Origin of the sequence: Stieleria maiorica, from assembly GCF_008035925.1 — a bacterium.
Lineage (GTDB): Bacteria > Planctomycetota > Planctomycetia > Pirellulales > Pirellulaceae > Stieleria > Stieleria maiorica.
In genome coordinates this window covers 5,873,632-5,886,161 of sequence record NZ_CP036264.1, presented here as the reverse complement: position 1 = coordinate 5,886,161, position 12,530 = coordinate 5,873,632, and the positions used below count along the sequence as shown (strand labels likewise).

Genomic DNA, 12,530 nt, shown 5'->3' with positions numbered 1-12,530 from the left:
CGTAGAAACGCGTCGATCTGATCTGAATTGGTTTTGTGGAGTGAAGTGATGCAGCGTCGATCGACGGTTTGGTTGACAGGCCTTAGCGTGCTCGTCGTTGCTGTTTCGCCATTGGCGCGGGGCGATGAAGGAGGCAAAGTGCTGCCGTTTTTTGCGGCGGCTATTCGTACCGAGGCGCAGCGGAGCGAAATATCAGCCACGGCGAGCGCGTTTGCGATTGTTGACTGCAATGCGTTTCTGGTTGATTCCAAATTTGATTCCGATGCCGTTGACCGATCGGGGCTGGCGTCACAACTGCGGAGGGTTGCCGCGGTCGCACCGGAAGAGTTGAAGCTGGTGATGCGATTCCATTTTCCCGTCGAAGTTACGGGGCCGGTTCGCACGGAGATCAAGAAGACGCTTGACCGAATCAGCCGAGCGGCAGGATTTCGATCCGTTTTCATCTCGGAAGTCAACACCTCGGTTCGTTGGGCGGACCAGTATGCGGCGTTAGGGCAGCGTGACGATTCGGAGTCCAATGTCGAACCGATCATTGCTGATCGATGGATCAAGGCGTATCCGATTCGTACCAAACTGTCCCGCCTTGCCATCGGCGATGCGGATGGTGTGATCGAGATTAAGCAGCCGTTTGATGGTCGGCAGATGGATTTGTCACCCGAACTCCGCTCTGTGATTGAGCGTGCGGTCCGGTCAATGGGGCTGGGGCCGGCGAAAGAGAAGCTGCTATTCCGGGTGCATAGTACCGACGCGGGGCGGGAGCTGGTGGAACAGCTCTTTGATGCCCGCCGACCGCCAACCATTCCGGAGAATGTCACGGAGGGTCCCCTGTTTGAGTTTATCCAATCCCAGCAAAAACGGTATCGTCCTTCACCGGCGATGGCATTGGCGCGAACGTTAGGGTTCGAATCGATCGGGTATGTCCATTCTCCGGGAGGAGGGGCGCCGGAAAAACTGATCGGACAGACGGTACCCACGTTCGACTTGGATCTTTTGGGCGGGGGCAGATTGGAGCTGAGTCGGTTTATCAGTGGCCGGCCGGCGCTGGTGACCTTCTGGGGTGTCGCTTGCGGGCCGTGTCGCCAAGTAGCCCCGCATTTAACTCGGATGAATCAGAAATACGAAGGTCGTTTCGCGATCGTTGCGGTCAATGGGTACGACGAAGCACCGGACGTGGTGGCCGAGTTCGCGGCGCAGAACCGGTTGGAGCATCCGATCGTGCTTGGGGGAGGTGAGGTCGCATCGAACGCGTACTTTGTTGGCGCCTACCCGACGACCTTCTTTGTCGATCGCCAAGGAACGGTGGTCGACTACAGCGTCGGATTTGACTCGGCCGAGGCACTCGAAAGCCGGATTAGTGAGCTAGTCGCTGACGACCGCTAGCAGACCGCGCAACCGGCCCAAGCACCTCATCCATCTATCTCGTGCCACCCATCTATTTAGGTGCCACCCATCTATTGACCATCGGGGGGTGAGTGCTAGAATTGCCGGACTCACTTTTGGGGGGGACAACCATGGGACGTGCATTGCGGTCGGAGCAGTTTGATCCGGCGGAGATTTCGATGATGCACTGCGTGCAGCGGTGCGTGCGAAGGGCCTATCTGGCCGGCGTGGATCCGCAGACCGGAAAGGATTACGGCTTTCGCCGTGAATGGATCCGGCGGCGGATGGAGGCCCTCGCTTCGGTTTTTGGCGTCGATGTGCTGACCTACGCCATCCTCTCCAATCACATGCACCTGATCCTTCGCAATCGCCCCGACGTCGTTCAAGCCTGGTCGGATCAGGAGGTCGCGATTCGCTGGCTAAGAGTCTTCCCCGGGCGGCGATTGGAAGAACACCTCGCCGAACCGACCGAAAATGATGTCGCCACTTTGGCACGTGACAAGGAAAGGCTGGCAGAGATTCGACATCGACTATCGGATCTGTCCTGGTTCATGCGTGCACTGAGTGAACCGATCGCCCGCATGGCCAACAAACAGGATGAATGCACGGGACGGTTCTGGGAGGGCCGTTTCAAGGCGCAGGCGATTGCCGATGAAGCGGGCTTGCTGGCCTGTGCGATGTACGTGGACCTGAATCCGGTTCGGGCGGCGATGGCGGAAACGCCGGATCAGGCCCCTCACACCTCGGCCTACGACCGCATCAAAGCAGATCAAGGTGACCAGATCGACTCAGCGGCGTTTGACTTGGTTCCCGTTGACACGGCGGAGGCAGGGAAAACGATTCGCGAAACGCCGGTCGAAGCGTTGAAGGAGCGACGCAAGAAGAAACGCGTCAATCCGACCGGCAAGCGGATTCGGCGTGACGGCTGGCTGGCGCCGTTTCGGCTGGGGAAGAAGCCGGCGAGTGACCCAGAGCTCAGCGAAGGCGGCGTGCGCGCCAGTGACAAGGGGTTTCTGGATCTGGACTGGGGCGACTATTTGAAGTTGCTGCGGTGGACGGCCAAGCAAAGTGACGAAGGGTCGGGGCGCGAAGTTCCCGAGGGCATGCAGTCGGTGCTGACCCGATTGGGAATCGATCTGTCGATGTGGCGTGACTTGGTATGGAACTTCAAGCGGTACTTTGGCCAGAGCTGTTGCGCGGGATCACCGAGCGCGATGGGCAAGTTCGCTGAATCGACCGGCCGTCACTGGTCCAAGGGGCAGCGGAGCGTCGCCCAATGCTTCGCCGCGTGAAAGTGATGGTGTGCGGCAGGTGACGCCTTCGAATCGCTGTGGGGTCGCGCGGCGGAACACTTTCCGGCAGTCCCGCGGTCGGCCGCAAGGGAGTGACGAGGGCAGGGCGACGCGTCTGAGCCTTGATCACCAACCGTCGATGCGCGGCCGCGATCTTCTGCGGAGCAATCTGCTCAGCGGTTATGTCTCTAGGCGATCTGCTGGATGATCGAAAGATCCTCCGCCGTGCAGCACCGGTGGTCTCCTCAGCGCCGCCGCATTGCCCTGCGCGGGAGAATCTCTGGCGGCTCGTAAAATGAGCTGGTCGTGCGGCTGCCTGTGCTTTGAGAAACCGCGAACACCATGACTGAAGGCTCCGGGGGGCTGCGCGCCCGAACAATTAGCGAATGCCAAACGGAAGGGGCATAGTTAGATGGGTGGCACCACTTGGAAGGTGGGGTTGGAGTGTGTCGTCCGTGCGACCGGAACTTGTTGCGCAGACCGTGGACTTCTTTTAAATGTGACGATGGCAAAAACTTTTGTGGCGCGTTCAATCGGCGCCGATACACATCTCCCGGGCCGGTCTTGTTCCGCTCCCGGCGACGTCTTCCGCGAAACTTTCCGCGGGGCGTCTGACATGGATGTCAAGGTTCTTGGGTACTCGAGATCATACTTTGTCTGTCCATGGCATGCTGAATCGGTCCGTGCTCCTTCTGCTCCAGCTGCTCTGGTTTGCTGGACCGGGTGGGAGAGCCTGCGCACGTGACATCTGGCGTTCGCCGACCTTCGCACTGCCCGCCAGCAATGCGTCTTCTCGTGATGATCTATCCGAAGTCGAACGGATATATGCATACGCGATCGAATTACAAGATCGGGCCGACGAGTCTTGTGTCGACTTTTTCTTTGCAGCCGCGCGACTGACTATCAACGCAGACGGGGTGCCAATTCAAACTGGTGATCAGCGGGTCGGTCGCGCCCGCCAATTGCATCAATCTTCCTTGCAAAAGCTGGTCATCACCGGCCAGCAGTACGGGCGACTCGATCCACGTAGCGGACTCACGGTGATCCAATGCGGCAAGGTCGTACGTATTCCTATCCGTCATCGAGGATTTGTTTGGCAGGCTGAGGACTTTGATTTCCTTTCTGCTGTTGGGGATTACCAGACTGCGAAGCTGAGCAAGTACTACGCCCGTCCAGGCGTAGGGATCCCGCTCGTTGTCTCAAGCTGCCGGCGGCAAGATCGGTCATTCCGGCCACGAGAGAGCGTCTTTGCTGCAACAATGAGGCTAGAGGATTCGCAACAACCTGATCCCATCACCGATAGGTGTTCTCAGCACTTCAATTGGTCGAGGCAGACACTTGCAATTGCGCTTTATGATCCGTTGCGAGTGGATACCGTCCAGGTCGGTGCAATGCCGTGTCCGATTGCGAAGGATCTGTCGGCGCCGATCGTCTATCGCTTGTCGACACGACAAGGCGGTGTATTCGAGGGGTTCCTGCAGCCTTTCGCGACGGGGCCAAGATTGGGCATCTCGGGTGCTCGTCTGTACACACTTGAGCCCTATCAGCCAGGTAAAATCCCAGTCGTATTCATCCATGGATTGCTTTCGGACCGCTTCACGTGGGCCGAAATGGTCAATGAACTGAAAGCCCGTCCCGGGTTTGATGAGCGTTTTCAGATCTGGGTTTTCGAGTACCCGACCGGCCGCACTTTTCTAGGCAGTGCAGCGGAGTTGCGAAGCCAGCTTGAAACCATGTGCCGAAGATTCGATCCTTGTGGAAGAGACCCCCAACTGTCCAACGTGATTTTGGCAGCCCACAGCATGGGAGGCCTCGTCGCCAAAATGCAAATCACTTCCAGCGGTGACCTGTTATGGAGGAGCGTCGCTGACCGTACATTTGACCAGGTCTCCATGACTCCAATGACGCGTCAGCGCCTCGCCGAGACCTTCTTTTTCGATCCATCACCCAGAATCTCACGGGTTGTCTACTTTGCGACGCCGCACCGGGGATCAGAATTCGCAGCTCGCTTGATTGGCAGAATCGGTTCGGCCTGCGTTGAAGAGCCGGAAAACGAGGTGCGGATGCATCGGATGCTTATCACCGCCAACCCCGACGTGTTTGCGCGCGAAGTGCGTCGCAGGATCCCTACAAGTCTGGATCTGCTTGAACCCCAAAGCAAGCTCCTGCAAGCCTCTGACAGGTTGCCGATCCGCTGTGGGGTTGTGACCCATTCCATTATCGGAGCTCACTGCTGGACGCTCTCATTGGGGCGATCCGACGGCGTGGTCTCGGTCGAGAGTGCGAGGGATAGAAATGCAACAACCGAGCGACTCGTTGAAGCAACACATTCGCGTGTGAAATCTGCCCCCGAAGCAGTCGAAGAATTTCTGGCGATCCTAAAGTGGCACCGAGGGAGTGGAATTGGCCTGGAGCCCTGACTCCAGCTCAACTCGCCGTGTGGCAGCTCCGACGAAGTTCGCTTCAATTTGCTAGCGGATACGATCTTTATTGGGGGAGTTGCTAGATTGTGGGTGGCACCAATAGAGCTAATTGAGATTGATGGGTGGCACCAATTGAGCTATTGAGCTGGTGGCACCAATAGAGCTCTCGCTCTGTTTCGATACGGTAAATTGGACGGGGGAGGGCTGATGTTCATGTAATTGCCCCGCCAAGGGATCTCGCGGCAGGTTGAGACGTTGTTGTTAAGTATCGAATCGTTGATCCTGTTCACCGGGATTCTGCTTCTGTTGGGCATCGCGTCGAATCAGTTTTCGACGCGGATGGGCGTGCCGGTTCTGTTCTTGTTCCTGGTCGTCGGGATGCTGGCCGGCTCGGAAGGGATCGGCGGGATCGAGTTTGAAAACTACTCCGCCGCGAACACGATCGGCACGATCGCGCTTTGCTTGATCCTGTTCGATGGAGGCCTCCGCACAACACTCGGTGCCGTGCGAACGGCCTGGAAGCCGGCCGCGTTACTGGCAACGCTGGGCGTGGTGGTGACAGCGGCGATCACCGGCTTGGCCGCCTCATGGATTCTGCAAATCACGATCCTGCAGGGACTGTTGATCGGCAGCATCGTCGGTTCGACCGATGCTTCGGCGGTTTTCTCGATCCTCCGTTCCGGCGGCGTCAACATTCGCCGGCGACTGGCCGACACGCTTGAGGTGGAAAGTGGATCGAACGATCCGATGGCGATTTTCCTGACGGTCGGATTGATCCAGGTGCTCACCGGTGCCGTTCCGCTCGGCGGGGGGCTGTTGATGTTATTCCTGACGCAACTTGTCTTTGGGGCGATCGTCGGGTTGCTGGTCGGTTACGTCGGTGTTTGGATTCTGCAGCACGTTCGGCTGGGCGCCGCCGGTTTATATCCCGTACTGGCAACGGCACTGGCCTTGCTCGCCTTCGGCCTGGCCGCGGTCTTGGGCGGCAGCGGGTTTTTGGCGGTCTATCTGACCGGCATCGTGATCGGCAACCGGCGTCCGGTCTTTCACCGAGGCATCTTGCTGTTCCATGACGCGGCGGCGTGGATTTGCCAGATCCTGATGTTCATGACGCTCGGGCTGTTGAGTTTTCCCAGCCGTTTGCTGGACGCCGCGGGCCCGGCGTTGTTGATCTCGGCCGTGCTGATCTTGATCGCCCGCCCGATCGCAGTTTTCGCGTTGGTGTCGTTCTTCAAATTTCCCAAGCGAGAAGTGCTGTTTCTGTCGTTGGTGGGATTGAAGGGGGCCGTTCCCATCACGTTGGCAACGTTCCCGATGCTGGCCGGCCTTCCGATCGCGGCGCAGATGTTTGATACGGTGTTTTTTGTCGTCCTGGTCTCGGCCCTGATTCAGGGTTGGCCGCTGCCGCTGGTGGCTCGCTTGATGAAGGTCAATGAAGCGGTGAAACGACCGCCGCCGGTCACGCTGGAAATCAGCACGCTGCAGAATGTCAACGGAGACATCGTGGACTACTATGTCGACACCGGATGTCTTGCAGCCGGCCGAATGATCAAGGAACTCGCGTTGCCAGATGGCGTCGTCGTGGCCTTGATCGTCCGCAACGACGAGATTACGCCGCCCCAGGGGCGTTCTCGAATCGAAGTCGGTGATCACATTGTTGTCATCCTGCGGCCCGCGGTCCGAGCGATGGTGGACCGCGTGTTTTCCCATCGCCAGCAAACGCCTGTCACGCTGCCTGCATCCTTGGAGTTTCCGCTGCGTGGTTCGACCAAAGTGGGGGCGATTGAAGAGTGCTACGACGTGAAGCTTGGCGAATCGCCCGAGATGACCGTCGACGAATTGATGCGTTCGCGGCTGGCCGGGCAAGCGCTGGTCACAGGCATGGCGGTGCCCTTTGACCAGATCGTCCTTTACATCCGTGAAGTCACCGAAGACGGATCGATTCAGTACGCCGGAATGGTGATCTTGCCGGTCGAAGAAACACCGTGGCTGGAAAAGGAAATGGCAATGGGGCCAGACACTCAAGCTGCCGCCAATCCGACGAATTCAGTTGGAAAGAACGATGCGGCGGAGGAAAGGTCTGCAACGGGCGATTCCCTCGAACCGCAGGACGCTGATCGACCGAACGAGTCGACGTAGACGACGGCAGAATGATACGGGGCAGAATGATGGGGCAGAATCATCGCGTTCTGCATCATTTTGCCATCCAACATGCTTTCTTTCATCCTGCTCAATTCGATTCGATGCCGGCAATCGGGGAACACTTCTGGTACACTCTAGACGGTTTGTCGTAGATTGCGTGTTTTTTACCGAGGAGTCGTGATGCGCTGGGAATTTGCTGTTGCCCTGCTGTCGTGTTGCTTGCTTTCGCCGCCTGTCAATGCGGACGATGACAACGTGATCCAGTTCTGGCTGGATGTGGCCGAAGAGACGGCCGAAGCCCAATCGATTTCACTGTTGGATGACCAGCAGCAGGTCTTCGAGCTTCACAAGCCAGCCGTCTTTCGGCACACCCAACCGATTCGTGGTGACGATATCGGGTCGATGTTTGTCTGGAAATCAACCACGGGACGACCAGTCGCGATCGGCGTTTTCTTTTCCTGGTCGCAGGGACGCAATCGTTGGGTGATGGAGGAGTTTCACTCACTGCACGATCATGCGATCCAAAAGCAGATGCCTGGTCATGAAACGTGGCGTTGCCCGAATCCCGGGTTGGATTGGAAACCCTTTCCGGATGCTCCGCCGGCGGTGGGCTCGACCGCTCGGATGAGACTGCAGGCCAAACAACTCGCCAACCAAGTCGAGGCGTACACCGAAAAGACTCCGGGCGAACGCGTCGTGTTGCGCGCCGTCCCCAAGCCGATTTACGAGTACGAAGATGCCGAAGCCGGAGTGGTTTTCGGCGCGATCATGGCTTTCTGCCAAGGAACCGACACCGAACTGTTGCTATTGGTGGAAGCCAGAAAGCAGGGAGAGGATGTCGCGTGGCATTACGCGCCCGCCTCCTTCACCGACTATGGGTTGAATCTTCAGTTGCCCGACGGAACGAAATGGACCAGCCGGAAAGGACAGCTCGCTGAAAACGGTCAGCCGCATTACTGGAATTTTGTGGAGCAACGCGCGAAACCGGATTTCGAGAAATAGCCGGATCGCGGTGATCGAAGGCGGGGACGCGTTGGAGAACAGGCAGAATGATACGGGGTAGAATGATGTTTCAACCCCAGCGCGGCCCACCATCCTTCTGCCTTTCATCGTTTTTCCCCCATCGTTTTGCCCAAAAACATTCTGCCATCATTTCCCAATCAAACCGGAGTGTTTGAGCCATTGCTTGATCCCACAAAAAAACACCCGATGGTCCTGCCCGACGGAACGGTCATCAAGACGGTCGTTCATCTGAATCAGGTCATCGACCACCCTCGCATCTCGATCGGCGATTTCACTTACTTCGGCCACCTGGAAGAACTCGAGGACTACGCCGGCTACCTCGCGCAGTTCCTGTTTCCGCTCAGCGGCGAGCGCCTGGTAATCGGAAAGTTTTGTCAGATCGCTCACGGCGTGCGATTCATCACCAGTTCCGCCAACCACAGCATGCGCGGTTTCTCAACGTATCCGTTTGCCAACTTCATGATGAATGAAGCGACCACGGCAGATGACATGAAGGCATTGTTTGACGTTGCCGACCGGAAAGGCGACACGGTGGTCGGCAACGACGTCTGGATCGGAACCGAGGCGGTAGTGATGCCGGGGGTGACCGTCGGCGACGGCGCGATCATCGGCGCGCGGGCTGTGGTGGCTCGCGACGTACCGCCCTACACCGTGATTGCCGGCAACCCGGCCAAGCCAGTCAAGAAGCGATTCGATGACCAAGTCACGGGGGCGCTGCGTGATCTCCGCTGGTGGGATTGGCCGATCGAGACCATCCAAGCGAACATCGACGCCATCTCCGGGGCTGACATCGATACCCTGAAACGCGTGGGTGATCGTATTGACGCCGCTCCGAAGCGTGATTCAAAACTGTCATGAAGTACCCGACCGACGAACTTACCGCTCAGCTATACCGACCGCCATGTGCGACAGCGTATGTTACCTGCACGAATCCGCAATCATAAGTCGTTGTGTTGCGATGGGTCAGGTGGATGTCATTGCCCAGCGGCCCGAACAGGGGAATGCCTTCGCCGAGCAGGACGGGGATGATCGTGATGATCAATTCGTCGATCAGGCCGGCCGAGAGGAATCGTTGAATTGTGATCCCGCCGTCCACGTACAGCTTCTTCGCACCTTCACCGGAAAGACGTCGGTGCAACTGCTCCGGTTCTTCCGACGAGAACGAGACACCGGGAGGCAGTTCGATTGAAGGATCGGCCGGATGGCGGCTCAGGACAACGACGGGCGTTTCGCCATATGGCCAATCACCGAGCGTTCGCACCTTCTCGTACGTGTTTTTGCCCATGACCAACACATCGACCGATTCCATGAACGCTGCGTAGCCACAGTCCTCTCCCGCAGACACGGTGCTGCTGGCTTGATCGAGCCAGTCCAAATTCCCGTTGGTGCGAGCGATGAATCCGTCCAAGCTGGTGGCGATGTAGACTGATGCTGTCGCTGCCATCAGGTCTCCGTGACACTCGTTGAAGAAAATGGGTCGGGTAGGTTCAGGGAACCGTTCGGAACGACGTGTCTTCCAGGTTGTCGGTGCGTCACGCGACGGTCCGGAAGGGCCAGCGTACGTCAGGAACCGATTTTTACTGCAGCGTCACTTTGGTGGTCCGTCCCGACTGGACGAAGCGGAGTTTGTTTTCGCGGGCCAGCCAGCCGACCGCCGCGGTCACGAGGTCTCCCGGTGCTTCGACGCTCTTTTTGACTTTGGTCAGGGTTTGCTCACCACCACTTTCGAGCGTCTGCCAAACCTCTCCGGCGACCAGACCGATCTCGGAGTTGTCGAAGCTTCGCCGCGGCGCCGGAGGTTTCTTGGCGGCACCATTGGACTTCTTCGCCGCCCCATTGGTCGGCACCGGGGTCGGCTTGGCGTCTGGCGTTGCCGCCGCTTTTGCTGCCGAAGTTTTGTCCGCTTTCTTCTTTGCCATCGATACGTCCCTTGTCAGGTAGTGATCTAAATTCGGGGAACGCGCACGACTCCATTTTGCAGACCCGCCCGCGGTCACACAACCTCTCGGCCCGGCTTCGATTGCCATCACGGTAGGTTGCCCATCAAAAACCTGCGTCAATCTGACGCGACTGGGTGCTCGGCGCGTCCCGTGTCCTTGCCGATCGGCGGTCAGACTGCCGCAAGAGGGGGCAACAAAAGAGTTCGCCGTAAACTGAGAAAAAGGGAGGAGCGGTCGTGTTGTGAGCTGGTTTTACGGGCCTGGGAACGCCTGCAAGTCCAGTAGCACGCAACACGAACCGCCGTCGGCTTGGCGGTGGCATCGTTCGCGCGGACGCTCTCTAGCAATCCGTCGTCGGTCGATCCTGGGCTGACGAACACGCTGCCCGAAGAGAGGGATGTCATACAGCTGGCCCCGGTTTGCGTGGAGAGAAGTGGGTGGGGGAATCGGGATGGCCGTCAAGCAGTAGAAGGCAGAATGGTTCGGGGCAGAACGATGATTGGGGGGCTGTTCGGCTAACGGTGACCTAGATTCCGATTGAAAACCCGTCTCCAATCGCGCGAGGATCGATCTGTGCCCCATCTGAAACAACTGAAGTCCGAACTGCTGAGCGACGGCGTCATCAGCCCCAACGAAGTCGCGCGGATTCGACGGCACATCGAACAGGACGGCGCCCTGGACTTTGACGATGTGGCGTTTCTGGTTGAGCTGATCGGGGAAGCCGGCGAAGTGTGTCCGGAATTTGACGAGTTGTTTTTGCCGCTGATGCGACATGTTCTGCTGAAGGACGGCAAGATTGATTTGGACGAACAAGCCATCCTGGTCGAAATGCTGATCGCCGGCGGATCGATCCGCCCGTCGGAATTGAAGCTGCTGCGCGATCTGCAGATCGAAGCGACCGAGACGACGCCGGGGTTTGAGAAGCTGTGCCAAACGCTCGATGCGATCCCGGCGAGGTGAGCCGACCAATTGAGGCGACCAGTTGAGCCGCCCGCCGTCGCTGCGTCGCAGCGAGGGGAGTCGCCTGAAGGCTAAACACCAACGATTGCGAATCCCTTTTTGCCTCGGCCTGTGCCATTCGTTTCTGGCGTCTTTCTCCGTTGCTCATTCACCTTTCGGCGTTTGTCACACCTGGTTCGCATTGTCGCGCTGTTGGCGTTGCAGCCTGTGCTTATTTGCACAGGCCGCGGTATTCGATAGGGCCCGGTGCGCAGTTGCGATCCGACCACCGGCATCGTCTTGCTGGTCGCAGCGCTGTTTCGCGTCCGAGCGCGACGATGGTACATGGTTTGCATTGAAGTGGTTGACGAGCGATCAATCACGTTGATTCCGAGGGCCCAGAGATGGAACGCTTCAAAAAGTTGTTGGTGTTTACGGGGACGGAGGAACCCGAAAGTGCGATCGCCCGCGCGGTGGTTTTGGCGATGGAAAACGGTGCCTCGTTGACGTTGATGGACGTGATCAAGCCGATCCCGCGGATCTTGCGTCTATTCAAGGGTTCTGCGACACCCGACGAGTTACAGCGGCTGTTGATCGAGGACCATCGCGCCAAGCTGCGGGATCTGGTCAGCGAATTCGACGAGTCAGAGATCGACATCGACATCGTGGTGACGGTCGGCGACCCGGCGATGGAGGTGATCCGCGAGGTGATGCGAAACGAACATGATTTGGTGATCAAGGCAGCCGACGGGTTTCGCGGTGCCGGGCGCGTGGTTGGAAGCGTGGCCCGCGCGCTGTTGCGAATGTGCCCCTGTGCGATGCTGTTATTGAAACCGCAGGTGCACGGCGATTTTGACCAAGTGTTGGCGGCCATCGATGTCGACCGACAAGACACGCCACACAAAAAACTCAATGAAGCGATCGCCGAGTTATCGCTGGAGATCGCGCGCAGTGATGACGCGACCGTGCACTGGATCAGTGCTTGGGAAATGCCGTTGGAAGTGCCTTTCGAATTGCCCTTGGAATCACCGCTGCAACCGTCGCTCGGTGAGGGCCAAATGGACGACGTGTTTTCGATCCACGCGGAGAATATCCGCACACACCTCGGCGAGCTTTACGGGGAAACGGGAATCCAAGGCGTGACGCCGGAAATTCACGTCCAACGCGGACCGGCTGCCGAAATGATCGCGGAGATGGTCGAGGAGGTGCAGGCAGATCTGTTGGTCATGGGAACCGTCTGCCGCACCGGCATCGCGGGGCTGTTGATCGGGAACACCGCCGAATCGGTCCTGGCCGGCGTTTCGTGCAGCGTTTTGGCACTCAAGCCGCCGGGGTTTGTTTCCCCGGTGGGCGGGGAAATCGTCGAGTCGCACGTTGCATCGTGAGGAGCG

10 protein-coding genes are annotated in these 12,530 nt (G+C 58.4%); 8 read left to right on the top strand and 2 right to left on the bottom strand.

What is annotated here, in order from left to right; genetic code table 11:
- The first annotated feature begins 48 nt into the window (after window positions 1-48).
- The 6 genes from Mal15_RS20080 to Mal15_RS20055 all read left to right on the top strand — a co-directional run bounded on the left by Mal15_RS20080 (window position 49) and on the right by Mal15_RS20055 (window position 9,118).
- Window positions 49-1,380 (top strand): TlpA family protein disulfide reductase, encoded by a 1,332-nt coding sequence (locus Mal15_RS20080; protein ID WP_147869393.1) that lies wholly within the window; start codon window positions 49-51, stop codon window positions 1,378-1,380.
- A 131-nt stretch (window positions 1,381-1,511) separates the two neighbouring features.
- Window positions 1,512-2,672, top strand: a complete 1,161-nt coding sequence (locus Mal15_RS20075; RefSeq protein WP_199773673.1) for a transposase — start codon at window positions 1,512-1,514, stop codon at window positions 2,670-2,672.
- Window positions 2,673-3,355: 683 nt separating this feature from the next.
- Complete coding sequence (locus Mal15_RS20070) at window positions 3,356-5,092, top strand: esterase/lipase family protein (RefSeq protein ID WP_167546925.1); 1,737 nt, start codon at window positions 3,356-3,358, stop codon at window positions 5,090-5,092.
- Window positions 5,093-5,353: 261 nt separating this feature from the next.
- Window positions 5,354-7,234, top strand: a complete 1,881-nt coding sequence (locus tag Mal15_RS20065; protein WP_147872260.1) for a potassium/proton antiporter — start codon at window positions 5,354-5,356, stop codon at window positions 7,232-7,234.
- A 183-nt stretch (window positions 7,235-7,417) separates the two neighbouring features.
- Entirely contained in the window at window positions 7,418-8,239 is an 822-nt protein-coding gene (locus Mal15_RS20060) for a hypothetical protein (protein WP_147869391.1), read from the top strand.
- A 180-nt stretch (window positions 8,240-8,419) separates the two neighbouring features.
- The gene (locus Mal15_RS20055) at window positions 8,420-9,118 is read left to right on the top strand and encodes a CatB-related O-acetyltransferase (RefSeq protein WP_233902909.1); all 699 of its coding nucleotides are present in this window, start codon (window positions 8,420-8,422) and stop codon (window positions 9,116-9,118) included.
- Window positions 9,119-9,143: 25 nt separating this feature from the next.
- On the opposite strand, the gene Mal15_RS20050 is transcribed toward Mal15_RS20055, so the two are convergent.
- Entirely contained in the window at window positions 9,144-9,704 is a 561-nt protein-coding gene (locus Mal15_RS20050) for a dihydrofolate reductase family protein (protein WP_147869390.1), read from the bottom strand.
- Between the two features lie 133 nt (window positions 9,705-9,837).
- Entirely contained in the window at window positions 9,838-10,179 is a 342-nt protein-coding gene (locus Mal15_RS20045) for a winged helix-turn-helix domain-containing protein (protein WP_167546924.1), read from the bottom strand.
- Window positions 10,180-10,773: 594 nt separating this feature from the next.
- Between Mal15_RS20045 and Mal15_RS20040 the strand changes: the two genes are divergently transcribed.
- Entirely contained in the window at window positions 10,774-11,160 is a 387-nt protein-coding gene (locus tag Mal15_RS20040; RefSeq protein WP_147869388.1) for a tellurite resistance TerB family protein, read from the top strand.
- Between the two features lie 383 nt (window positions 11,161-11,543).
- Complete coding sequence (locus Mal15_RS20035; protein WP_147869387.1) at window positions 11,544-12,524, top strand: universal stress protein; 981 nt, start codon at window positions 11,544-11,546, stop codon at window positions 12,522-12,524.
- Window positions 12,525-12,530 lie beyond the last annotated feature (6 nt).